Source organism: Microbulbifer harenosus (assembly GCF_005771435.1).
In the GTDB taxonomy this organism is placed as follows: Bacteria; Pseudomonadota; Gammaproteobacteria; order Pseudomonadales; family Cellvibrionaceae; genus Microbulbifer; species Microbulbifer harenosus.
The window spans coordinates 133,094-156,412 of the sequence record NZ_VANI01000002.1 but is presented as its reverse complement, the minus strand read 5'-3'; the positions used below and the strand labels follow the sequence as shown (position 1 = coordinate 156,412).

Genomic DNA, 23,319 nt, shown 5'->3' with positions numbered 1-23,319 from the left:
TAACAACAGGAAGCGGCGGGGTTTTCCCGGTACACTTTTCGTCCAACATTCTGGGCCACGCGAATACGCGTGCAAGGTACCGGGAAAATCCCATCGGTTAGGGATGCATAGCGATGAACGATCACACCGAGGGCGGACACCCCGCCCGCCAATTCATTATTGCGGACGACCACCCGCTGTTCCGCAATGCCCTGCGCCTGTCCATCCAGCAGACCTTTCCCGGCGCCACCATTGTTGAAGCCTGCGATTTACAGAGCCTGCAGCAGTGCGTGGCGGAACACCCCGATTGCGATCTGCTGTTGCTGGACCTGCATATGCCGGGCGCCCATGGATTCAGCGGACTTATTTTCCTGAGTGGCCAGTATCCGCAGTTGCCGGTAATGGTGGTATCCGCCAATGAAAAACCGGAAATCATGTGCCGCGCCATCGACTACGGCGCCTGTGGTTTTCTCCCCAAGTCCGCGCCAGTGGAACAGATTGCGGAGGCATTGCAGCAGAGCCTCGCCGGCGAAATCTGGTTGCCGCCGGCGGTCGCCGAGCGCTACCAGGAGGGCTCCGCGCAGGATGTCGGCGTAGCGGATGTCATTGCAACCCTAACCCCACAGCAGTTTCGCGTTGCCACCATGCTGGCGGAGGGGCTGCTGAACAAGCAGATCGCCTACGAAATGCAGGTCACCAAGGCCACCGTAAAAGCGCACCTCACCGCGCTGTTTCGCAAGTTGGGCGTCAACTCCCGCACCCAGGCCGTACTGGCACTCAGCAGCCTGGACGTAGAAGCGCCAGGGCAATTTGCGCCGCCGCAGCAACCGGACGCCAACTCCAAGTAAATTAGCTGACATTGTTCCCGGCGGTGCGCGCCAACCGCCGCACCAGGTTGCGCAATACCGCCGGCTTCACCGGTTTCGGTAGGTAGAACCAGCCGCGCTCGGTGGCGGCACTGCGGATTTCTTCGGACGTATCCGCGCTGACGACAATACCCGGCAGCTCCGCGCGCCAGTGCTCACACAGTGCTTCCAGTGCGTCGATGCCGGTGGCGTCGCGGTCGAGGTGATAGTCCACGATCACCAGCGCCGGCGGATCGCGCAAATCCCAGCGCACCAAGGCCTCCGGCAGTGAGATCGCGGTCACTACCCGGCATCCCCAACCGGAGAGCAGGCTCTGCATCCCTCGCAGAATCTGCCGCTCGTTGTCGATGCACAGCACCGGCACCGCCGACACATTCCCCACTTCGCTGACCGTGGGCTCCTCCACCGGTGCCGCGCGGGCCTCCCCAACCGGCACGCGAATGCTGAACATAGAGCCGCGCCCGGGGGTGGATTCGAGTCCCAGCGGATGCCCCAGCAGGTCCGCACTGCGCCGCGCGATGGCGAGACCGAGACCGAGCCCCTTGTCGGCGTTGCGCTCGCTGCTGCCAAGGCGCACAAACTCATCAAAAATCCGCTCGCGCGCACTGCGGTCGATACCCGGGCCGGTGTCCCACACCTGAATTTCCAGCTCGGGGTTGCCGTCGCTGCCAATGCGCCGGCGCATCCCCAACAGCACACGACCGCGAGCGGTATAGTGCAATGCATTGCTGAGAAAATTCTGCAGTATCCGCCGCAACAGGTGACGGTCGCTCACGACCCAGGCGTTGCTGGGTACGTAGTGCAGGGCCAGGCCGCGCTCACTGGCGAGCGCGGAAAATTCCGCATTGAGTCCATCGAGCAGCTGACGCAACGGGAAATGTTCCCGCTTCGGCTTCAGGTTGCCCGCATCCAGACGGCTGATTTCCCGCAGCGCGCCGATCAGCTGTTCGGCGGAGGTCAGCGCGCTGTCGATATAGTGGATATCGTCCCCCATTTCCCGCCAGCTGCCGGCAGCGGCCTTGTTCTGCAGCGAGGCGATGAACAGGCGCGCGGCATTGATCGGTTGCAGCAGATCGTGGCTCGTGTGGGCAAGAAAGCGGGTCTTGGCGGCGTGCAACTCGCGGATTTTCATTTCCGCTTCGCTGCGGCGGCGGTTCTCCTCCTGCAGCGCGCGGTTACTTTCCGAAAGTTCCGCAGTGCGCTGCTGTACCCGGTCTTCCAGGCTGCGGCGGGTTTCCTCCAGGGCATCCACCGCCGCGCGGTACTCGCTGATGTCGGTAAACGTAGTGACGAAACCGCCACCGGGCATGGGGGTTCCACGCACTTCGACGATAGCGCCGCTGGGCAGGCGGCGTTCAAAGCGGTGGGCGCTGCCGTGGCGCAGCAGATCCAGGCGCCGCTGCACATGCGCCTCCAGCGCCTCGGCGTCGTCGGTGTCGCCATAGAGGCCGCGCTCCGCATTGTGCCGGTAGAGTGATGCCACCGGGCAACCTATGTAGAGCAACCGTTCGGGATAGTTGAACAGCTCCAGGTACTGGCGGTTCCAGGCCACCAGCCTGAGTTCCACATCCACCACGCTGATCCCCTGGCTGATGGTTTCCACCGTCGTCTGCAGCAGCTCCTGGCTGAAACGCAGACGTTGGGAGGTGCTGTCCACCAACCGCGCGATGTCCTCAAGCTTCAGCGGACGGTTGCTGTGCAGCAGGCCCATCACCTGATGCGCAGCGGCGGAGCCGACGATGCCGGCAAGTATGTGCTCGGCGTCGGCGATCACGAAGCGCGAGGCAGCGTCGTCCGGCAACAGGCGCTGCTGGCTGCGGCGTTCGAAGTCACTCCAGATTTCCTCCAGCCGCGCAGCGCCCACAAACGGCTGCAGCAAACTGCGCACCTGCCCCATGCGGATGCCGGTGGGCACCAGATCCGGTGCCGGCGCAGCGCCCTGCTCCGGCGTTACGAAGGCCAAAGCCTGGCGCCGGTCCTGCGACGCCTGGCGGCTGATGCGGGATACCCCCACCAACAGTGCCAGATTGCCGAGCAGACTCCAGAAAACGCCGTGGCTCAGCGGGTCCAATGCGGCGAGACCAAACAATTGTTGTGGGCGCAGGAAGTCCAGCCCAAACAACCCGCGCTGCAGCAGCTCCGCCTCCGGGTATACGGCGGGCAGTACCAGGCAGAAAAGCCACAGGCCATAACCGGCGATCAGGCCCGCCCACACACCGCGCCGGTGCGCGCCACGCCAGTAGAGTGCGGCGATCAGGGCCGGCGCCAGTTGCGCGGCGGCGGCAAACGACAGCAGGCCGATGGACGCGAGCGCCTCGGTGCCGGAAATCGCCCGGTGCATACCCCAGCTCATCAGCATCAGCAGCAGGATGCTGAGCCGTCGGATCAGCCGCAGGTGATTGCCAAGGGACACCGCGGTGAGACGGCTGTAACGGCTCAGGAACAGCCACACCGGAGCGACCAGCTCATTTGACACCATCACCGCAAGGGTCAACACCGCGACGATCACCATCCCGGTGGCGGCGGAGAATCCGCCGATATAGGCAAGTACGGCGAGTGTGTCGTGCCCGCCCTGCAATGGCAGGGTAAGCACCAGGCTATCCGGCTCGCTCAGGCCCGCCGCCACCAGGGGTTGGCCGGCGAGCGAGATGGGCAGAATCAGTACCGAGAACAGTACCAGGTAAGCCGGCAGCAACCAGCGCGCGGTAGCCAGATCTTGCGGGTTGCGGTATTCCACCACCGCCATATGGAACTGGCGCGGCAGACAGATGATCGCTGCCATGGCCAGCAGCGTCTGAGTGACAAAATTGATGTCCGGTGCCCGCCATTGCAACCGCGGCTGCCATTGCAGACTGTCCACCGCCAACCCACTGCCACCGGTTACCAGCAGCCACAGTGCGAGCATCGCCACCGCGGCGAACGCAAACAGCTTGACCAGGGACTCCAGCGCGATCGCTGCCACCACCCCCACATTGCGCTCGCGCCCCTCCAGGTGGCGGGTACCGAACAGAATGGCAAACAAGCCCATGAGCAGTGCGGTCGCAAGCGCGGTATCGAGATTGACGAAACGGTCGGTCTCATTCGTGCCGCCAACCACCTCCCAGCCCATGGTCACTGCGCGCAATTGCAGTGCGATATACGGCAGGCTGCCAACGATGGCGAGCAGCGTTACCAGCGCGGACAGGCCGCGGCTTTTGCCATAGCGCGAGCCGATGAAATCGGCAATAGAGGTGACCTTCTGCCGCTCGCCCACCTGCACCAGCTTGCGCAGGAAACCGCCGGCAAACAGAAACAGCAGGATTGGCCCAAGATAGATCGGCAGGTAACTCCAGGTATCGCTGACCGACTGCCCGACGGCGCCGAAAAACGTCCACGAGCTGCAATACACCGCCAGTGTCAGGCCGTAAATGACCGGGCGGAAATGCTCCATCCACTGCTTGTGCCTGCCGGCGCGCCACGCCACCACAAACAGCAGTAGTACATACAGCAGGGCAAAAAGCAGCAACAGGGATTTACCAATCATGAATTCCTCGCGCACCGGGTTCTGTATCCGTGTATACCCGATGGCAGGGACATTGCGCAATTAGCGAATCGTGGAAGGTTCCGGAAGGCCAATACCGCATTTTGCGCCAGCCGTTTGACACTCACCGGCCGTGAACTAGGCTCATAACGGGATGTAAATCCTTCGACCACCACCCAACGGGAAATGCGCCATGATCATCGCCACTGATATGCCCGAAGTCAGCCGCTGCGCCGCTATTGAGTGCGCATACAATACCGACTCTGCCTGCCATGCGCGTGCCATCACCATTGGCGAAGGCGAAGACCCGGATTGCGACACCTTTTTCAGCAACAACCGCCACACCAGCCGCGAACGCATCGCCGGCGTCGGTGCCTGCAAGGTGACCAACTGCGATCACAATGTGGATTTTGAGTGCAGTGCGGATCACATAGAACTGGGCTATAGCGGTGACTCGGTGAATTGCCTGACCTACACGCACTGATCGCGAATCCGGCGCCGAAATCCGGCAAGACAAAAAACGTCGGAGCCAGGAGCCGGCAATAGGACACCGAAATAGAAAGGCCAGCAGAGATTTCCCTGCTGGCCTTTTTTCATTTGCTGCCGCGAAATGGCGGCAACAGCTGGCAGTTACTCTTCCAGCGGTGGGTAGGCGTTCTCCACCAGAACCTGGAAGGCTTCCGGGAACCAGCGGCCCGCGTGCGGCGCATTGTCCAGGGCACCGGTGCCGACGGAACTGTCATAGCGGTTCTGGGCATACGGATCGCACATGGGGTCGTGCTGCTTCGCCGGGTCGTTGGGGTCCGGGGTGAAGTTCGGGTCGCTGACCCCGTCAGATTCCCCTTGCGGCTTGACCCACACGTAGGCGTCGATCCCCGGAGCCGGTGCCGCCTGCGGACGGAAGCCCACGCCACCGGCCTGGTTGCACCAGTTGCCACGGTGAACCCGGCGGTCGATGCGCGACTCGTTCACGTACGTGTTGAGGTCGGTGCTGGTAGACGGGCCAGTGGGACGCTCAGGACCGCCCCAGCCGTTGCGTCCGGTGTCAATCAGCATACCCAGGGTCTGCGGTGCGCCGCGGGCGATCATGGCTTCGCGCCAGTCCTGGGCGAAGGTCAGCTCTTCCAGGTAATCATTCCATTCGTAGAAGTCCGCGGAACGCACCGGCTGGCCACCCACATTGAGCGTCGGGTCGGGCAGATAGGGCTCCTCCACCGGAGTGTAGTTTGCGGAGTTGGTGACAAAGCCGGCCACGCTGCCCCAGCCCGCATCCGTGGATTCGACCACATCACCTATCAGGTTCACCGCGGGGCCGAAATTGCTGCTCCAGCCGAGCCAGCCGGAGTGGGCGATGTCCAGATAAGAATAGACATTGTCCAGCTGCGACAGTTGATTCAGCGCGTAGCGGATGCCATCGCGATAACCGCCGGGGCCGTTGGCTTCCTGGCACTCGGGCAGGCTGATGTTGGTGATCAGGTTCGGCAGCGAATCGACTTCGATAATGGTAACGATGTTCAGATCCGCGTAGGCGGGGTCTGCGAGAATGGCCACCAGCGGGTCGATGTACTCGGTCTGGTAGCGCTCGAATCCGTTCTCCGCAATCCGCAGTTCACCATTGGAGGCGAGCGCCGCGCAGTCGCGGTTCGGCAGGTTGTACACCACCACCATGAACAGATCGGCCCCCTGGTTCAGCGCTTCATCCAGGTGGCCCTTCAGGCCGCGGCCATCGGTAAGCGCACCGATGCGGTCCATCCACACCGCGGAGCTGACATTGGCAATGGCGGCGCCGCCCGGCTCGTTCATGGCATTTTCTGCCCAGTCCGGGTTGACATACCACTTACTGGAGGCGGCAAAGGGGTTATCGTGACGACCACCACTGCCGCTGGAACTGCCGGAGGAGCTGCCAGAGCTAGAGCTTGAGCTGGAACTTCCACTGGAAGACGAACTCGAGCCCGAGGAACTGGATGACGAACTGGACGAGCTCGATGAGGAAGAGCTCGATGAAGATGAGCTCGAGGATGACGAACTCGATGAGGATGAACTGCTGGACGAAGAGCCGCCGGACGAGCCGCTGCCACCGCCATCGCCTTCAACCGTCACCGCCACCGGGGCTTGCCCACCGGGAAAGGCGATAAAGCCGATACTGATCTCACCACCCGCAGGAATTTCATTGTTGTATCCGGCGGAGGCAACGACATAGGTGTTGCCACTGTGGGACTCGATAACGCCGTTCCACATGTTATTGATGTCCACCGGCATTTCGAATTCCAGTGTCCAGTTCGTCAGCGGTGCGGTGCCGTCGTTCAGTACCGTAATTTCACCCTGGAAACCGCCGCCCCAGTCGTTTACCACTTTCATACTCGCTTCCGCGGCGAGTGCGTGGATCCCGTAAAACAGGGACCCCAGCGCACAGGCACACGCGAGTAGCAACTTTTCAGCTGTACGTTGTTTTAAAGACAGATTCATGATCGCTATCCGTTGATTATTTTTATCGGGTAAATAGGCAGTAAAAAGCCGGTGCCGTTGCGGGCACCGGCTAGTTCAAGCCGCCGGAATTACTCGGACGTGTTGCTCCACAGGCGATTCAGCAGGTTGGTTTTGCGCTGATCGAACTCGAGCCACTCGCCCCAGCCCGCGGTATTGCTCTGCGGGTCATAAGCATGACCGTACCAGCCACCGGTATCGCCAGACTCAGGGTTGATGGACCAGTAACAGCCCTGGATATTCTCCTCAACCATGTAGTCGACGAAGATATCCTGCCACTGGATGTCGACCACACCGGGGGTGATGTGAGACCAGCGCGCCTGATCGCGCAGGGTAGCCTTGGCCGGCCAATCCATATTGCCGCCAAACTCACCCACGACCACGGCGTATCCCATGTCGCGCAGGTAGCCGAAGTGCTCTTCCCAGCCCAGGCGCAGGTGTTCCGGGTCGAGCACGATGTTGCAATCGGCATCGCCGGCGGCATCGCCTTCGAGCCCTTCACACTCTGGCTGCGACGCTACGTCCATATAACTCGCCTGCACGAATACTGACGGTCCGTACGTGTGCGGAGACCAGACCAGACGGTTTTTCGGTACGTTAGGCGGATTGGCGCCGGCCTCGAACAGGTTTTCACCCCAGTTCGGGTTGGTGGATGCATCACCGTGTGGTACCTGGGTGATGGTCTCCGGGGTGCCGTCCTGGTTGTTGGCGGTACCGGAAATGCCCTGCACGAACAGCAACGTGTTGGGGTTCACTTCGTTGATCGCAACGTAAGCGTCCTCCACCAGACTTTTCCAGTCTTCCCAGGTGTAATCCCAGGGTTCATTGAAAATGTCGATACCGATAATGTTGTCTACGCCCAATTCCTCTTCCAGGCTGGCCAGCTCGCGCAGGTTGTCGAGCCAGATGTCCCGGTTGTATTCCTGCACGCGGGTAACCGAGCTCGGGTTGCCGGTGGCGGCGCAGGAGCTGTCTTCACGGGGGAAGTCGTACATATCGCGGTCGCGATCAACATAAGGCGGACGCGCATCGAGGCGGCCCGCACGCCAACCCACATAGTTGGAACAGGAGTGGATGTCGAGCATCACTTCGATATTGTTCGCATCCGCAGCGATGATGAATTCCTCCATCGCCTGGCGCGCATTCGGCACCAGTACAGATTCGTGGTTTTTCAGCACACTGCCGGTGCCCTGCGGATCGTTCGGGTCCAGGGTCTGCGGAGCCACCGGGAAACGCACCACATTTACGCCCATGGCGGTTATCTCGCTCATGGTCTGCTGGATGGTGCGGCCGGTGCCGGAGTTGCCGTTGGCCCAGAAAGTGTTGCCGATGTACAGCTCCATCGGCGCGCCGCTCGGGTTGCTCTGGTCGTCAGAGGGTTCGTGGCGGCCCTCGAGGCCGAACCAGGAACCGCAATTCATTGGAATGATTTCTCCGTTCTTGGTGATGTTGCCGGATTCATCTACGCGGAAACGACCGGCGCCGGATGAACTGCCACCAGAACTACTGCCAGAGCTGCTGCCGCTGGAGCTGCCGCCGGACGAGGAACTGGAGGAAGAACTGGAGCCGCCGGAAGAACTTGAGGAGGAGCTCGATGAACTGCTCGAAGAGCTGCTGGATGAACTCGAGGAACTGCCACCAGAAGATGAACCGCCACCTTCACCCTCGACGGTCACCACGACCGGAGACTGCCCGCCCGGGAAAGCGACAAAGCCCACGCTTACCTGACCACCGGGTGCGATGGTGTTGTTGTAAGCCGCCGCACCCACCACATACTGGCTGGCACTCTGGGACTGGATCACACCGTTCCAGAGATTGTTGATTTCCACATCCATATTGAAGGAAACAGACCAGTTGGTGAGCGGTGTGTCGCCGTCATTGGTGACCACAATTTCACCCTGGAAGCCGCTGCCCCAGTCATTTGAAATGAGCATTTCCGCTTCCGCGGCCATCAGGGCTGCGGAAGCTGTGCCCAGCCAAAACGCCAGTCCGGCTTTGGCAAAGGCCCGATACATCGGTCGACGCTGAATCTGCGCCGTTGTTATTTTTTCCATCACTTCTCTCCACTCGCTGGGAATCGTTTCAGTATTTGCATTGTTGAAAATCACGATGTGTGGATGCCGTCAGGCGCACGCACCGCAGAGTTTCAAACATGCTTTTTTGTGGTAAAGAACCGCACCGCTCCTGCCTGACGACAGCGACGGCTACTTCCGGCCAGTTCCATACCCGGCTTCCTGCCTTACCCCATTCCTGCGCAGCGGGCACCGTCTGCCCGCACTGCTGCGAAAAAATCCATCCTGTGACTGAGTTCGCGATAAATCATCGAGATCCGGTAGCGAGTGAGTACACCCGCCGCTGTATTTCTCCACCCACGGAAATGTCCAAGTGCAATTCATTGGAATCCGACAAGTAGTTCATGTTGCTAATTTCGCCGACATCGCGATCAAGCACCCGATACCGGCTGCCATCCGGCAGGCTGAAAGCGAGACTTTTCCTGTCAGCTTTCGTCAATACCCCATCGCCATCGGTGTCGGTATCCACCAGTTGATACAGAATGCGCACCGTGGTCGCGCCGTAGCCGACGTTGTTGTGAAACAGCGGCCAGTGCCCCGTGACCAGTTGCGAGGCATCATCAAACAACCGGCGCGGCCGGATCCCCTCGCGGATAAAGAATTCGATATTGCGAATTTCACCTGCGCCGCCATCTTCCGTTTCAGTGCGCATTTCGCGCAGCTGCACAGAGACACCGAGAAGATCCACACTCTTCATTTCCAGCGCACCCGGCTCACCACTGTTTTCTTTGTGCGCGTCGCGCGGATGTTGTGCGAGTCCGGCCCCACGCGATTGATCCAGTTGTGCCGCCCCACCGGCCGAATCGGGAACACCGCGGTCTCGAGGTGCGACAACCGTAAAATCACTGCCGGCGGCGTCACTACCGGAAAAGGTTTTCAGTACGCCCAGGAGTGCCAGCGCGATGATCAGCAGGGAAAAAATACTCACCCAGTCCACGCCGCCGGACCTGAAACTCTGCAGGACTTTCATCGGCGCACCACCAACCGGGATTCCGGTGTTACTGCGTCGAACACCGTCCGCTCACTACCGACATCGAGATCCCGCATCACCAGCGCGTACTGACGCGCGGCCAGTTGGTCTGCCTGCAGATAGGCAATCTGGTTCTCGCCCACAAAAACCGGGGCGCGCGCCGCCACGGTGTTGTCCGTCAGGCGCTGGACTTTGCCATTGAGTTCACTGCGAAATATCTGCATCGCGCCCTGGTAGACTTTTTTCTGCGCGGTTTCATCGAAATAAAAACGGTAATTCACCAGTGCCGCATACAATAGTGAGTCCCCATCCTGCGACCAGCTGAGCGGGCTCTGCACCTGCTGTGATTCGTCCGAAATTCGCGCGCTCTCTCCGCTTTCCAATGACAGCAGATGCAGGCTGCGCGCTGCCTGTCCATCGGGATGAAAAATAAACGCAAGGGTTTTCCCTCCCGGTGACCAGCGCAGGTGATCCACACTGCCGAAGTCCGACACTTCATCATCAACCGCTTGTATCGCATCGCTGTGTTGCAGACGCGGATACTGCTTCAACACCTGTGGATTCAGTGGCCCAGCCAGGCAATCCGCGTCGCAGTGCAGTTGCAGGATTACTCCCCGCTGTCGGTCGCGCGCGGCCATCGCCACTGCCGAGCCGTCTGGCGCCCAATCGAAATCCAGTATTTCTCCCGCCTCATACAACAACCGCTCGCGCCGCGATGCCAACTCCAGCAGTACCAGCTGCCGGCGCGCACGCACAAAAGCCACCCGCGTTCCATCCGGGCTGAATCGAGGCAACATTTCGTTCTGAGGGGTATCAGTCAGCGCGGTTATCACGCCACGGCCGTCGGTGACATACAGGTCGAAGCTTTCGCTGCGGCGATGAATATCAATGCTCTGGTCTGTCTCGCGGTTGGAGGAAAACACCACAGTTCCCTGCACGGAGACATCCGCGTCAATGTCTCGCCAGCGAATGTTTTCGGTAATTTTTCTCAACGCCTTATCTGCTGATACGCCATAAATATTCGACACGGGCCCCATTACCCGCGCGCTAAAAATCAACTCATCCCCCTGCGCCATGGAGGAAAAGGCTAGTAACACAGTAAAAATGCCTGCGCCGAACGTGGAAGTAACACCGAGATAGCGGCTTACCGCCTGCGATGTATCTGTTCTTTTCTGAAACAACGATCTACCCACAGCGATGGAAATCTCACACGGAAAATGTTCATCGGTCTCGATGCACCATCAGTGCGCAGCGACACGTCCTCTTCCTGCAACGTGCCTGAAAAGCAAAACAGCCCCGCAAAAAGATGACTTTCGAGCCAAATTTTTGGATTTGCGACACCAAAAACGCAACAGAGTGGCCGGGATGTGAAATAGGACGCAAAAAACAAGATGACGACGTCACGGGGCGGCGCCGGGAAAACTTGTGAAAGCAGAGAGGGGGGAAGTCAGCAGAAACAAAAATCCCGGCGCGGAGCCGGGATCATGAGCGGGCTAGGACGGCAGCTGGTCAACTGACTTTTTCGCCGTGCGCCTGTTTGTCGGCGTGGTAGGAAGAGCGCACCATCGGGCCACAGGCGGCGTGCTTGAAGCCGATCTGCTCGGCGTAGCGGCGGTACTCTTCAAACTCATCCGGGTGCACGTAGCGTTGCACCGGCAGGTGCTCCTTGCTCGGCTGCAGGTACTGGCCGATGGTGAGCATATCGATATCGTGGGCGCGCATGTCGTCCATCACTTCGAAGATTTCCTCGCGCGTCTCGCCGAGGCCGACCATCAGGCCGGACTTGGTGAGTACGTCCGGGCGGCGCTTCTTGTATTCCTGCAGTAGTTTCAACGACCACTTGTAGTTGGCGCCGGGGCGCGATTCGCGGTACAGGCGCGGCACGGTTTCCAGGTTGTGGTTGAACACATCCGGGGCTTCGGCCTCAAGGATGTCCAGGGCAACTTCCATACGGCCACGGAAATCTGGGGTGAGAATTTCCACCTGCAGATTGCGAGAGAGCTCGCGGGAGCGCTTGATACAGTCGGCGAAGTGCTGGGCGCCGCCGTCGCGCAAATCGTCGCGGTCCACCGAGGTGATGACCACATAGCGCAGGCTCATGGCGGCAATGGCTTCCGCCAGGTGTTGCGGTTCGTTCGGATCCAGCGGGTTCGGCTTGCCGTGGCCCACGTCGCAGAAGGGGCAGCGGCGGGTGCAGATCTCGCCCATGATCATGAAGGTGGCGGTGCCGCCACTGAAACATTCGCCGAGGTTCGGGCAGCTGGCCTCTTCACACACGGTAGCGAGTTTCTGCGAGCGCAGGATACTCTTGATGCGGTCCACTTCCTGGGACGCCTTGACCGAGGGCACCTTGACGCGAATCCAGTCCGGCTTGCGCAGGGTCTGGTCGCTGGCGATCACTTTCACCGGGATGCGCTCGACCTTGTCGCCATCGCGCAGCTTCTCCCCCTGCTGCAGGCGGCGGGTGCGTTTTACCGGAGTGATTTCCGGTACCGCCATATCCACCGCAGCGCCCTCACTCACGGCGGAGGTGGCGATGATTTCCGGCTTGTCGGCATCGATTCGTTCAGACATTGCTTGTTCCTGATTCGGTGGCAGGCACCAAAAACATAGTTTCGTCGACCGGCTGCCACTGGGCCTCCGGCAGTTGCAGCCGGCGCGCCAGCGCAGCGACAAATGTTTCCGCCACACCCAGCCATTCCGGGGTGGGCTGGATCAGCTCCGCCATCTGCACCATCTGCATGCCGGCGTAGCCGCAGGGGTTGATGCGCAGGAAGGGCGCCAGATCCATGTTGATATTGATTGCGATACCGTGGAAGGAGCAGCCGCGGCGCACTCTGAGGCCAATGGAGGCGATCTTGTTGCCCGCGCGCAGCCCCTCGGTGAGATATACCCCGGGGGCGTCGGCGCGGGGCGCGGCGGCGATGCCGTATGCCGCGAGCATGTCCACGGTCGCATTTTCCAGCGCACTCACCAGGTCGCGCACGCCAATCTTGCCGCGCCTGAGATCCAGCAGCGGATAGACCACCAGCTGGCCGGGGCCGTGATAGGTCACCTGGCCACCGCGGTCCACCTGCACCACCGGGATATCGCCGGTATCGAGCAGGTGTTCAGCTTTGCCGGCCTGGCCCTGGGTGAATACGGGGGGGTGCTCGACACACCAGATCTGGTCTGCGGCGTCGTTGCCACGGGTATCGGTGTAGCGGGCCATGGCGCGCCATACGGTTTCGTAGTCGCGCCGGCCCAGGTTGCAGATGGCCAGGTTATTAATGGAAGAACTCGGCGCCGACATCACAGTACCATGTGCACGCCCGGGTGGGCCTTCAGCTCTTCGAACAGTGCCTTCAGCTGGGGTTCGCCGGTGGCGACGATGAAGAAGGTCATGGAAGTAAAGCGGCCGTTGCGGCTGGGCGTGTGCTTCAGCCTGCTCTCATCCAGATCCGGCACATGGCGGCGCATGACTTCGAGCACAAATTCGTGCACCTGGCCGTCGCTGTCGCGCACCACTTTGACCATATAGTCTTCACAGGGAAACTCGATTTTCGGGGGCTGCTGCTCTGAATCCTGGGTCATACCACACTCACAGGGCCGCAGGTCAGGAATGGAGACGCGGGGGAAACCCAGCGGGGATTGCGGCCGGGCAGCGATTATACAGTGCCGACCATGCACTGGACAGGGAAGAAAGATTGCAGGAGAAACGGCTTTGAAGCGACCCCGGCGGCATACACCGCCGGGATGCAACGGAGAATTTCAGTAATTTTTACTGGAAAAAGCCCATCACAAAGCGCTTGATGGAATCCCACAGGCGCTTGAAGAAGCCGCCCTCTTCCACATCTTCCGCCACTACGGCCGGGATGTCGGCAACGGTCTGGCCGTCCAGGGTCACGATCACTTTGCCCACCTGCTGGCCTTTGGCCAGTGGGGCTTTCAGTTCGCCGTCGATGATCAGGTCAGCCTTGATGCTCTCTTCGCCACCGCGGGGAATGGTCACGAAAACGTCATTCTGCACCGCAATTCCCACGGAATCGGCCTTGCCGCCCCAGACACGCTCGGTCTGCAGTACGTCATTGGCGCCATACACCTTGTGGGTCTGGAAATAGCGGAAGCCGTAGGCCAGCAGTTTCTGGGTCTCGGCCGCGCGTTTTTCGTCGCTGTCGGTGCCGACCACTACGGAGATCAGGCGCATGCCGCGCTTCACTGCGGAGGCTACCAGGCAGTAACCCGCTTCTTCAGTGTGGCCGGTCTTGATGCCGTCGACCGCGGGATCGCGCCACAACAGGCGGTTGCGGTTGGGCTGGTTGATGCCGTTGAAGCGGAAGTACTTTTCAGAGTAAAGCGCGTAGTGGTCCGGGTGATCGTTGATGAGTGCGCGCGCCAGCGTTCCAAGGTCGCGGGCCGTGGTCAAATGGCCCTCCGCCGGCCATCCGGTGGCGTTGACGAAATGGGTGTCGGTCATGCCCAGGCGTTCGGCCTGCTGGTTCATGACTTCGGCAAAAACCTCTTCGCTGCCGGAAACATGTTCCGCCAGCGCAATACTGGCATCGTTGCCGGACTGGACGATCACGCCGCGCAGCAGGTCGATGACGGGGACCTTGTCATTGACCTTCACAAACATCTTGGAGCCGCCCATGCGCCAGGCTTTCTCCGAAATATTCACTGGGTCCTGCTCTTTGATCGCACCTTTCTCCAGCTCTTCCGACACGATGTAACTGGTCATCATTTTGGTCAAGCTGGCCGGCGGAATCTGCTTGTCGGCATCATGCTCCACCAGTACCTGGCCGGTATGGGCATCGATCAACAGGTAGGCGGTGGCCGCCAGTTGCGGCGGTGCGGGAATCAGCGGTTTATCGGCCTGGGCCACACCATTGGCGCTGACGATCAGGAGCAGACAGGCGAATAAGCGTTTGAACATGAGTCTCTCTTCATTCCTTACATTCGATGTGTGTCAAAACCCGGCTCCAGCCGCCCTAAGGTTGCTAGCCGAGAATGGGGCGTTGCAGGCGAGGTGGTCAGTCCACCACGACCTGGGGTTGGCCAAATTTCTGCTGCTCTACGGATTCCCGCAATGCAACCAGTGCCCTCTGCTGGGCAATGGGCCCGATACGCACCCGATAGAGCATTTTTCCGCCGCTCTTCACCGGGCTGACGGATACAGGATAGCCGAATGCTGCGGCCAGTTGTCCGCGAATCTCTTCAGCCTGGCCGGCGGAACTGTAGGCACCGACCTGCAGGAAGGTGTTTTCCGGAAGTTTGAAGCTGGCATCTTCGGGCAGTCCCTTGCGTGCGGCTGGATCTTTTTCCATTGCCAATGTCTCGTTCGCGCTGGGCAGACTCTCCGGGTCCAGTGCTTCAACTTCCACCCGCGCCACGCCCTTATTGATGTAGCCGAGTTTCTGTGCCGCGGTGTAGCTGAGATCAATGATCCGTCCCGGTACGAAGGGGCCGCGATCGTTAATCCGCACAATAATACTGCGGCCGTTGTCCAGGTTGGTGACCTTCGCGTAGCTGGGCAGTGGCAGTGTTTTGTGCGCCGCCGACAGGGCGTACATGTTGTAGACCTCGCCGTTGGCGGTTTTACGCCCGTGGAATTTGGTGCCGTACCAGGAAGCGTGCCCGCGCTCACGGTAGCCTTTCACTTTATTCAGAACCTTGTAGCGCACGCCATCCACCACATAGGGGGATCTGTTGCCAGCGACGCCGATAGGTTCGCGTACGGGGGTCACCTCCGGGGTGGCCAGCATATCCACCGGCACCGCGGGACCGCTGTCGCGTTGCTGATCAAAGGGCACGTCACCTTTTTCCGCGGGCTTGTCGGCGGTTTTCATTGGAACGGTGCTGCAGGCGGTGAGTATGGTCAGCAAAAAAGCAGTGCCGACCCGGGCCGCGCCCAGGACAATCGTTTTTTTCATGGCTTCCCCCCGGTGCAGGACAAACAGCGCCCGCAACCGCGTTCTATCGTACTCGTTATTCGAGTCTGTTTTTCAACCGGTGCCGGGCACTGCATTGCCCCCGGCGCATTCTAATGCGTTGCAGAGTGAAAGCTGCTCCCGGATCAGGAGCGGCCACCGCGCGCTTTGATGATTTCCTGGCCCAGTTCGTACACCGCCATGGCGTAAAGACGGCTGTGGTTGTAGCGGGTAATGGTGTAGAAATTATTCAATCCGATCCAGAACTGTTCCCCATCCCGGGTATCCAGGGAGAACACATTGGCGGGCATATCCTTGGTCACTTTCGCGGTGGTGGGGAAGCCCTTGGCTGCCAGCTCGCCAATGGTCCACTTCGGCTGGAGGTCGTCATTGACGATGGTCATGTCGGCATTCGGCAGTGGCTGGGTGATCACGGTAACCGGTTCACCGGCTTTCCAGCCATGTTCCACGAAGTAGTTGGCCACACTGCCGATGGCATCTTCGGTGTCTGTCCAGATATCCACGCGGCCGTCACCGTTGAAGTCCACTGCGTAGTGGCGGTAGCTGGAGGGCATGAACTGGCCAAAGCCCATGGCGCCTGCATAGGAGCCCTTGAGGGAAGTGGGGTCGATATTCTGATCCCGCGTCATCAGCAGGTAGTTTTCCAGCTCCTTGGTGAAAAACTTGGAGCGCCGGGGATAATCGAAGGCCAGCGTGGTCAGCGCATCCAGTACCCGGTAGCTGCCCATATTACCGCCGTAGCGGGTTTCCACGCCGATGATGGCTACGATCAGCTCTGGTGGTACGCCGTATTTTTCTTCCGCCGCCTTGAGTGCATCGGCATTCTTGTCCCAGAAATCCACGCCGCCGCTAATGCGGGCATTGGTGATAAAGATCTCGCGATACTCTTTCCAGGGCTTGGCTTTTTCCGCCGGTCGCTTGATCGCCTTGAGGATCGAATCCTTGCGTTTGGCTTCCTGCATCAGCGCCACGAGTTCTTCGCGGTTGAAATTGTGTTCGGCCACCATGTAATCCACGAAGGCCCGGGCCTGCGCGTTCTCACCGTGCCCCTGCTCCTGGGCACAGGCGCTGATTACGAGCCCGAGGCCCGCCAACAATCCGGTGGTCCATTTCAAAACAACCGCTCCTGTTCTCATAAAGTACTTCCGGCTAGTTCGTCGCTTATTAAAATCGGTGCGTTGTTGTGACTGCAAACGCGCCAAAAAGTGGCACGATACACAACAAAAAATGAAGCCAGCCTGAACCGCACCTGAAACAGTTCAGGGTCCGGTTCAAAAGAGTACTCTGCGTCTTTCCGTGCTGATGGCCATCAGGATCCCGAATCCCGCCATCAGCGTAATTACCGAAGTGCCGCCGTGGCTTACCAAAGGCAAGGGTACCCCCACCACCGGCAACAGGCCGCTGACCATACCGATATTCACAAACACATACACGAAGAATGTGAGCGTGATACTGCCCGCCAGCAAGCGCCCAAACACATGTTGGGCCGTAAAACTAATATAGATGCCCCGCGCAATGATCAGCAGGTACAGGGTCAGCAGAATCAGCGCGCCGCGCATACCCCACTCTTCCGCGAGTACCGCGATGATGAAGTCAGTATGGCTTTCCGGCAGAAAATCCAGCTGTGACTGCGTTCCCTCCATATAGCCTTTACCAGCCCAGCCACCGGAACCGATCGCGGCTTTGGACTGGAAAATATTCCAGCCCGCACCGAGACGGTCCGCATCCGGGTTGAACAGAGTGAGTACCCTCTGCCGCTGGTAGTCCCGCATGCCCCACATCCACATGGGCCAGGCAGCCAGGGCGCCCAGCAGACCAGCGCTGCCGATCATTTTCCAGCTGAGACCGGAAAGATACAGTGCGAACAGTCCGGACGCCGCGATCAGAATCGAGGTTCCCAGATCCGGCTGGCGCACGATGAGCATAGCCGGCACGCCGATGATCGCGAGCGCCCCCACCACGGTGAGAAACGACGGCGGCAGCGTGCGTGAGTGCAGGAAGGCCGCCACGGCAATGGGCACCGCCAGCTTGAGCACCTCCGAGGGCTGAAAGCGGAAACCGCCAATCTCCAGCCAGCGCTGCGCGCCCTTCGCACCCACGCCGATAAACAGCACCGCCACCAGCAGACAGCAGCCGCCCAGATAAAACCAGGGCGACCAGCGCCGATAAAATTCCAGCGGAATCTGCGCCGCAATCAGCATGCCGGTAAAGGCCAGCCCCATAAACACGGCCTGGCGCTTCACGTAGTGTATTTCCTCACCCGAAGCACTGTAGAGCACCACCAGCCCCACACAGGCCAGCACCAGCAGCAACAACAGCAGTGGCAAGTCGATATGCCAGCGGCGGGAAAGGCTCTCCGGACGGCGCAGGCTACTGCCAGCATCCGGAAGCCGGTGCATATAATCGCGACTAGCCACGGGCGCGCATCTCCTCAGACTGTAACGACAACAACGGCGCCATCGGCGGCCGCCAGGATGACAGGCCCGCGGTGTCTTCGAAATCGCGCGACATCCACTCGGCGAGAACCTCCCGCGCCACCGGCGCCGCCTCCCGGCCGCCGCTCTCACCGTTTTCCACCAGTACCGATACTGCGATCTGCGGATCATCCACCGGTGCGAAGGCGACAAACAGCGCATTGTCGCGCAGGCGCTCCTGAAGCGCTTCGGAATCGTATTTGGCGCCCTGGGCAATACCCACGATCTGGGCGGTGCCGGATTTACCGGCGACGCGGAAGTCCAGCCCCGCACCGGCGCGCTTGCCGGTTCCGCGGGCGTTGTACACCACGGCTTCCATCCCCTTGAACACCAGATCCCAGTTCTCCGGACGCGCATCCACGTGGTGTAGCACTTCCGGTGGTTGCTCCACCCCGTCGACCGCCATGACCATCTGCGGGCGGTAATGGGTGCCGCGGTTGGCGATGGTTGCGGTCATTACCGCCAATTGCAGCGGCGTGGCCAGCACGAATCCCTGCCCCAGCACCGCATTCAGGCTGTCGCCGGGGAACCACGACATGCCGCGGGCACCGCGCTTCCAGTCCCGCGAGGGAAAGATCCCGGGGCGCTCCACTGGCACATCGATGCCGGTTTTGGAGCCGAGGCCAAAGCGAACAGCGAAATCGTGCATACCGTCGATGTTCCAGCGCGCCGCCAGATCCCAGAAAAAGGTGTCGCAACTCTGTTCCAGCGCCTGGATCAGATCGACCTTCTTGCCGTGGCCCCAGCGAATATGGTCGCGGTAGATACGCGAATCGTTCGGCAATTTGTAGAAGCCGGGATCGTTGATTGTGGTATCCGCGGTGATCACCCCTGCTTCCAGCGCACCCAGGCCCATCATGGGCTTGAGAGTGGAACCGGGTGGATACTGGCCCTGCACCGCGCGGTTGAACAAGGGAACATCGAGGGAGTCCCGAAGTTCACTGTAATCCTTGAAGCTGATACCGGTGACGAAAAGATTCGGGTCAAAAGACGGTCTGCTGACAAATGCCAGCACTCCACCGGTCTTGACATCGATAGCCACTACGGCGCCGCGACGATCACCGAGGGCATTGGAAGCCACTTCCTGCAGGCGGGTATCCAGATGCAGGGTCAGCTCGGCGCCGGGCTTGGGATCGTGGCGTTCCAGTACCCGCAGCACACGGCCGCGGGCATTGGTTTCCACATTTTCAAAACCCACTTCGCCGAGCAACAGATCCTCGTAGGAGCGTTCCAGCCCCACCTTGCCGATGCTCTGGGTGCCACGGTAGCGACTCACGTCTTCTTCGGAAAACGCCGCGAGATCCCGCTCGGCAATGCGCCCCACATAGCCAACGCTGTGGGCGAACAATTTGTCTTCGGGGTAATAGCGCACCAGTTCGGCCTCCACCGACACGCCGGGGAGATCAAATTCATTGACACTGATACGGGCGATTTCCTCTTCCGTCAGCAGGTAGCGCAAGGGCACCGGCTCGAATGGGCGGCGGCGCTGCAGGCGGCGCTTGAACTTTTCCACATCGGCTTCGTCCAGCTGCACCAGCTTGCCGAGCGACTGGATGGTCGCATCCATATCCTTCACCCGCTCGCGCACGATGGCGAGGGTATAGCTGGCGCGGTTATCTGCCAGCAGTACGCCATTGCGGTCGTAGATCAACCCGCGGGTAGGGGGTACCGGGCGCACCTGGATACGGTTTTCATCCGACTGGGTGCGGTAGCTTTCGTAATTGACGATCTGCAGGTTGTAGAGCCGTGCCACCAGTACACCGAGCAGGGCAGCCACGCCAATAATGGCCACCAGCATACGGTTGCGAAACAACCGCTGTTCGGTGTGGTGGTCTTTGAAGCGCAGATTTTCAGACATTTGGGTGCAGTGGGATTATCGGTGGCGCGAAAATGACCACGAAGTGTACACAGTTTTGCCGTCCCTGCAGAGTATCTGGAAGAGTCTCCAGGGTTCTTCTGACTGCTGAGCCGCGCGCAAGTTCACGGGAAGAAGCACAGCGGCCCGTGTTCACGGAGAGGTGGTTCAGCTATTTGTGATAGGGATGCCCCGCCAGCAGGGTCCAGGCGCGGTACAGCTGTTCCGCCAGCAATACCCGCACCAGCGGGTGCGGCATGGTCAGCGCCGACAGTGACCATTTCTGGTTGGCCCGCGCCAGGCACTCTTTCGACAGTCCGTCCGGCCCGCCGATCAGCAGGCACACATTGCTGCCCCCCAGCTGCCAGCCCGCCAGTTCCCGCGACAACTGTTCCGTGCTCCAGGCCTTGCCGGTCACCTCCAGCGCCACCACATGGTCGCGGGGCGCAATGGCTGCCAGCATGGCCTCCCCCTCTTTCTGGCGGGCCTTTTCCACCAGCGCAGCGGCGTTTTTCTGACCGCGGTTGCCGAGAGGAATTTCCACCATTTCCAGAGTGAGCTCCCGGGGCAGGCGCTTGGCGTATTCGCCGTAGCCCTCCTGTACCCAGGCCGGCATCTTGCCGCCGGCGGCCAGAATTCGGATCTTCATGACCGGATGTCAGTCCGTGTGCGGATCGCTGCCGTCCGCATTGGCGCGGGTGTTGGGGGTCATGGACCAGAGTTTTTCCAGGTCGTAGAAGCGGCGGGTTTCCGCCTGCATCACGTGCACCACCACATCGCCGTAGTCCACCAGCACCCACTCGCCGGTTTCCATGCCCTCGACGCCAATGGGGCGGAAACCGGCCTCTTTGCCGTCCTCCACCACGTTGTTGGCGAGGGATTTCACCTGCCGGTTGGAGGTACCGGTGCAGATGATGAGGGTTTCCATCACATCGCTGAGTTCGGATACGTCGAGGGCGGTGATGTCTTGGCCCTTGAGGTCTTCCAGTGCATTTACGGCAATTGTCTTGAGATCAGTCATAACACCTGTATCTGGGGCCCGGGCCCCTGCTTTTAGCTCTTGTAGAGCTGATGAATCTGAATGTAGTTGAGTACCCGCTCCGGCAGTAGAAACTGCGCCGAGCGGCCGCGGCCGATCAGGCTGCGAATTGCGGTGGCGGAGATGGGCAGCAGGGTCTGCTCCCGCATCAGGATGCGCCCGGCAGGCTCCCCGCGAATATCGTCCATGCTTCCACGGCAGCGGGCCAACAGTTCCGCCACCTCACCATCCCGCGGCATCTGCCAACCGGGACGGGTCACCACCACCAGGTGGGCCAGTTCCGGCAGCCGCTCCCAGCGGTGCCAGCCGGGCAGGCCGAGCAGGGAGTCGAGCCCCATACAGAAGCTGATGGAGACGTTATTCCCCAATTCCTGCCGCAGTTCTTCGAGGGTATCCACGGTGTAGGTGGGCCCCTCCCGCGCCAGTTCGCGCTCGTCCAGCGTCAGGTCGGGACACCCTTCCAGCGCCAGCGCCAGCATGTCGCGCCGGGCCTCGGCGCTCACCCCCGGTTCGGCGCGGTGCGCCGGCTGGTGGGAAGGCAGCAGGCGCATTTCGTCAAACCCCAGCGCTTCCTTCAGCTCCAGCGCCATGCGCAGGTGACCGAAGTGCACCGGGTTGAAGGTGCCGCCGAACAGGGCGATGGTTTTCAAATACGCTCCCAAATAGCCACCTTACGTTACGCGAAGGTGCTGCTACCGGGTGCGGTTTTGTGAGACCGTCTGCGGCCTGGATGGCCGCAGCCGAGCCCCCATGGATGGGTTCACGGCGTGTCTCACAAAGCCGCACCCGGTAGCAGTACCGCCCATGTGCTTTCCGGAAATAACACTCTTTTCGCACCTACTGGCGGATGTGTCCGTCGCCAAACACGATCCATTTCTGCGAGGTGAGCCCCTCAAGCCCCACCGGGCCACGGGCGTGGATTTTGTCGGTGCTGATGCCGATTTCCGCGCCCAGTCCGTATTCAAAGCCATCCGCGAAGCGGGTGGAGGCATTGACCATCACCGAACTGGAGTCCACCTCTGCGAGAAAGCGACGCGCGCGGCTGTAATCCTCGGTGACGATGGACTCGGTGTGGCCGGAACTGTAGCGGGCGATGTGGTCCATCGCCGCATCCATGTCCGCCACCACGCGGATCGACAGCACCGGTGCCAGGTATTCTGTGGCCCAGTCTTCCTCCGTCGCCGGCAGTGCCTGGGGCACGATGGCACGGGTTTTTTCGCAACCGCGCAGCTCCACGCCTTTTTCAAGGTAAGCCGCCGCCAGGCGGGGCAGGAATTCCGCCGCTACCGCCTCGGCCACCAGCAGGGTTTCCATCGCGTTGCACACACCGTAGCGGTGGGTCTTGGCGTTCAGCGCGATGTTGAATGCCTTCTCCGGGTCGGCGCGGTCGTCCAGGTAGACGTGGCAGATGCCGTCCAGATGTTTGATCACCGGCACCCGCGCCTCGCGGCTGATGCGTTCAATAAGGCCCTTGCCGCCGCGGGGAACAATCACATCCACGTATTCCGGCATGGAAATCAGTGCTCCCACCGCGGCGCGGTCGGTGGTATCCACCACCTGTACCGCCGTCTCCGGCAGGCCAGCCTGTCGCAGGCCGGCGGCAATACAGGCGGCGATGGCGCCGTTGGAGTGCAGTGCCTCGCTGCCGCCGCGCAGAATGGTCGCGTTGCCGGACTTCAGGCACAGGCTGGCGGCGTCGATGGTCACATTGGGTCGCGATTCGTAAATGATCCCGACCACGCCGAGCGGTACGCGCATTTTGCCCACCTGGATGCCAGTGGGGCGGTATTTAAGGTCGCTGACTTCGCCCACCGGGTCCGGCAGTTCTGCGATCTGCAGCAGTCCCTCGATCATCCCGTCGATGCGCGCATCGGTCAGTTCCAGCCGGTCCAGCAGCGCGGCGTCAAGGCCATTGTCGCGGCCTTTCTGCATGTCTTTGGCGTTGGCCGCCGCCAGCTGCGGTCGCTGGGCGTCCAGCTCCGCGGCGATGGCTTTGAGCGCGGCGTTTTTGCTGCCGGTATCAGCGCGGGCCATCAGACGGGCGGCAGCGCGCGCGGCGCGACCCATGGCCTGTAACCTGGCTTCGGTGGAGTCCTGCTCATGCGCTGTAGCACTAATAGCGGCATTAGCGGC

The 23,319-nt window shown here is 60.9% G+C and carries 19 protein-coding genes; 2 read left to right on the top strand and 17 right to left on the bottom strand.

Annotated features, from left to right (window positions below):
- The first annotated feature begins 113 nt into the window (after positions 1-113).
- Entirely contained in the window at positions 114-827 is a 714-nt protein-coding gene (locus tag FDY93_RS01790; RefSeq protein ID WP_138234033.1) for a response regulator, read from the top strand.
- A gap of 1 nt (position 828) precedes the next feature.
- On the opposite strand, the gene FDY93_RS01785 is transcribed toward FDY93_RS01790, so the two are convergent.
- Positions 829-4,368: a hybrid sensor histidine kinase/response regulator gene (locus FDY93_RS01785; protein ID WP_138234032.1), complete on the bottom strand. Its 3,540-nt coding sequence runs from the start codon at positions 4,366-4,368 to the stop codon at positions 829-831.
- 190 nt (positions 4,369-4,558) lie between these two features.
- On the opposite strand from FDY93_RS01785, the gene FDY93_RS01780 reads away from it, so the two are divergent.
- Positions 4,559-4,849 (top strand): DUF1540 domain-containing protein, encoded by a 291-nt coding sequence (locus tag FDY93_RS01780; RefSeq protein WP_138234031.1) that lies wholly within the window; start codon positions 4,559-4,561, stop codon positions 4,847-4,849.
- A gap of 146 nt (positions 4,850-4,995) precedes the next feature.
- Here FDY93_RS01780 and FDY93_RS01775 read toward each other — a convergent pair whose 3' ends face one another.
- From FDY93_RS01775 to FDY93_RS01700, 16 genes are all read right to left on the bottom strand, one after another.
- A complete protein-coding gene (locus FDY93_RS01775; protein ID WP_181954055.1) occupies positions 4,996-6,723 on the bottom strand; it encodes a glycoside hydrolase family 6 protein in 1,728 nt (575 codons plus the stop codon).
- Positions 6,724-6,920: 197 nt separating this feature from the next.
- Positions 6,921-8,903 carry a cellulase family glycosylhydrolase gene (locus FDY93_RS01770; RefSeq protein WP_138234029.1) on the bottom strand — a complete coding sequence of 661 codons (1,983 nt, stop codon included), beginning with the start codon at positions 8,901-8,903 and terminating at the stop codon, positions 6,921-6,923.
- Positions 8,904-9,168: 265 nt separating this feature from the next.
- Entirely contained in the window at positions 9,169-9,891 is a 723-nt protein-coding gene (locus FDY93_RS01765) for a hypothetical protein (protein WP_138234028.1), read from the bottom strand.
- On the bottom strand, positions 9,888-10,988 hold the full coding sequence (locus FDY93_RS01760) for a TolB family protein (protein WP_138234027.1): 1,101 nt from the start codon (positions 10,986-10,988) through the stop codon (positions 9,888-9,890). The genes FDY93_RS01765 and FDY93_RS01760 overlap by 4 nt, the downstream gene beginning before the upstream one ends.
- Positions 10,989-11,400: 412 nt before the next feature.
- Positions 11,401-12,390 (bottom strand): lipoyl synthase, encoded by a 990-nt coding sequence (gene lipA / locus FDY93_RS01755; protein ID WP_138234119.1) that lies wholly within the window; start codon positions 12,388-12,390, stop codon positions 11,401-11,403.
- Positions 12,391-12,457: 67 nt separating this feature from the next.
- On the bottom strand, positions 12,458-13,183 hold the full coding sequence (gene lipB, locus FDY93_RS01750) for a lipoyl(octanoyl) transferase LipB (protein WP_138234026.1): 726 nt from the start codon (positions 13,181-13,183) through the stop codon (positions 12,458-12,460).
- Positions 13,183-13,464 carry an HP0495 family protein gene (locus tag FDY93_RS01745; RefSeq protein WP_138234025.1) on the bottom strand — a complete coding sequence of 94 codons (282 nt, stop codon included), beginning with the start codon at positions 13,462-13,464 and terminating at the stop codon, positions 13,183-13,185. Before FDY93_RS01745 ends, lipB begins: the two co-directional genes overlap by 1 nt.
- A gap of 187 nt (positions 13,465-13,651) precedes the next feature.
- Complete coding sequence (locus FDY93_RS01740) at positions 13,652-14,803, bottom strand: D-alanyl-D-alanine carboxypeptidase family protein (RefSeq protein ID WP_138234024.1); 1,152 nt, start codon at positions 14,801-14,803, stop codon at positions 13,652-13,654.
- Positions 14,804-14,900: 97 nt separating this feature from the next.
- Positions 14,901-15,800 carry a septal ring lytic transglycosylase RlpA family protein gene (locus FDY93_RS01735; protein ID WP_138234023.1) on the bottom strand — a complete coding sequence of 300 codons (900 nt, stop codon included), beginning with the start codon at positions 15,798-15,800 and terminating at the stop codon, positions 14,901-14,903.
- 143 nt (positions 15,801-15,943) lie between these two features.
- The gene (mltB, locus tag FDY93_RS01730) at positions 15,944-16,933 is read right to left on the bottom strand and encodes a lytic murein transglycosylase B (protein WP_138234022.1); all 990 of its coding nucleotides are present in this window, start codon (positions 16,931-16,933) and stop codon (positions 15,944-15,946) included.
- Between the two features lie 156 nt (positions 16,934-17,089).
- On the bottom strand, positions 17,090-18,235 hold the full coding sequence (gene rodA / locus FDY93_RS01725) for a rod shape-determining protein RodA (RefSeq protein ID WP_240914309.1): 1,146 nt from the start codon (positions 18,233-18,235) through the stop codon (positions 17,090-17,092).
- The gene (gene mrdA, locus FDY93_RS01720) at positions 18,228-20,150 is read right to left on the bottom strand and encodes a penicillin-binding protein 2 (RefSeq protein ID WP_138234021.1); all 1,923 of its coding nucleotides are present in this window, start codon (positions 20,148-20,150) and stop codon (positions 18,228-18,230) included. Before mrdA ends, rodA begins: the two co-directional genes overlap by 8 nt.
- A 169-nt stretch (positions 20,151-20,319) precedes the next feature.
- Positions 20,320-20,796 carry a 23S rRNA (pseudouridine(1915)-N(3))-methyltransferase RlmH gene (rlmH, locus tag FDY93_RS01715; RefSeq protein WP_138234020.1) on the bottom strand — a complete coding sequence of 159 codons (477 nt, stop codon included), beginning with the start codon at positions 20,794-20,796 and terminating at the stop codon, positions 20,320-20,322.
- A gap of 9 nt (positions 20,797-20,805) precedes the next feature.
- Complete coding sequence (gene rsfS, locus FDY93_RS01710; protein WP_138234019.1) at positions 20,806-21,168, bottom strand: ribosome silencing factor; 363 nt, start codon at positions 21,166-21,168, stop codon at positions 20,806-20,808.
- 32 nt (positions 21,169-21,200) lie between these two features.
- Positions 21,201-21,836: a nicotinate-nucleotide adenylyltransferase gene (gene nadD, locus FDY93_RS01705; RefSeq protein ID WP_246068419.1), complete on the bottom strand. Its 636-nt coding sequence runs from the start codon at positions 21,834-21,836 to the stop codon at positions 21,201-21,203.
- 187 nt (positions 21,837-22,023) lie between these two features.
- A complete protein-coding gene (locus tag FDY93_RS01700) occupies positions 22,024-23,304 on the bottom strand; it encodes a glutamate-5-semialdehyde dehydrogenase (RefSeq protein ID WP_138234117.1) in 1,281 nt (426 codons plus the stop codon).
- Positions 23,305-23,319: the final 15 nt, after the last annotated feature.

What these genes read in the sequence shown, in the direction of transcription:
- FDY93_RS01790 (WP_138234033.1), top strand. Translation starts at nt 114, where the DNA reads ATGAACGATCACACCGAGGGCGGACACCCCGCCCGCCAATTCATTATT.
- FDY93_RS01785 (WP_138234032.1), bottom strand. Translation starts at nt 4,368, where the DNA reads ATGATTGGTAAATCCCTGTTGCTGCTTTTTGCCCTGCTGTATGTACTA.
- FDY93_RS01780 (WP_138234031.1), top strand. Translation starts at nt 4,559, where the DNA reads ATGATCATCGCCACTGATATGCCCGAAGTCAGCCGCTGCGCCGCTATT.
- FDY93_RS01775 (WP_181954055.1), bottom strand. Translation starts at nt 6,723, where the DNA reads ATGAAAGTGGTAAACGACTGGGGCGGCGGTTTCCAGGGTGAAATTACG.
- FDY93_RS01770 (WP_138234029.1), bottom strand. Translation starts at nt 8,903, where the DNA reads ATGGAAAAAATAACAACGGCGCAGATTCAGCGTCGACCGATGTATCGG.
- FDY93_RS01765 (WP_138234028.1), bottom strand. Translation starts at nt 9,891, where the DNA reads ATGAAAGTCCTGCAGAGTTTCAGGTCCGGCGGCGTGGACTGGGTGAGT.
- lipA (WP_138234119.1), bottom strand. Translation starts at nt 12,390, where the DNA reads ATGGCGGTACCGGAAATCACTCCGGTAAAACGCACCCGCCGCCTGCAG.
- lipB (WP_138234026.1), bottom strand. Translation starts at nt 13,183, where the DNA reads ATGTCGGCGCCGAGTTCTTCCATTAATAACCTGGCCATCTGCAACCTG.
- FDY93_RS01745 (WP_138234025.1), bottom strand. Translation starts at nt 13,464, where the DNA reads ATGACCCAGGATTCAGAGCAGCAGCCCCCGAAAATCGAGTTTCCCTGT.
- FDY93_RS01740 (WP_138234024.1), bottom strand. Translation starts at nt 14,803, where the DNA reads ATGTTCAAACGCTTATTCGCCTGTCTGCTCCTGATCGTCAGCGCCAAT.
- FDY93_RS01735 (WP_138234023.1), bottom strand. Translation starts at nt 15,800, where the DNA reads ATGAAAAAAACGATTGTCCTGGGCGCGGCCCGGGTCGGCACTGCTTTT.
- mrdA (WP_138234021.1), bottom strand. Translation starts at nt 20,150, where the DNA reads ATGTCTGAAAATCTGCGCTTCAAAGACCACCACACCGAACAGCGGTTG.
- rlmH (WP_138234020.1), bottom strand. Translation starts at nt 20,796, where the DNA reads ATGAAGATCCGAATTCTGGCCGCCGGCGGCAAGATGCCGGCCTGGGTA.
- rsfS (WP_138234019.1), bottom strand. Translation starts at nt 21,168, where the DNA reads ATGACTGATCTCAAGACAATTGCCGTAAATGCACTGGAAGACCTCAAG.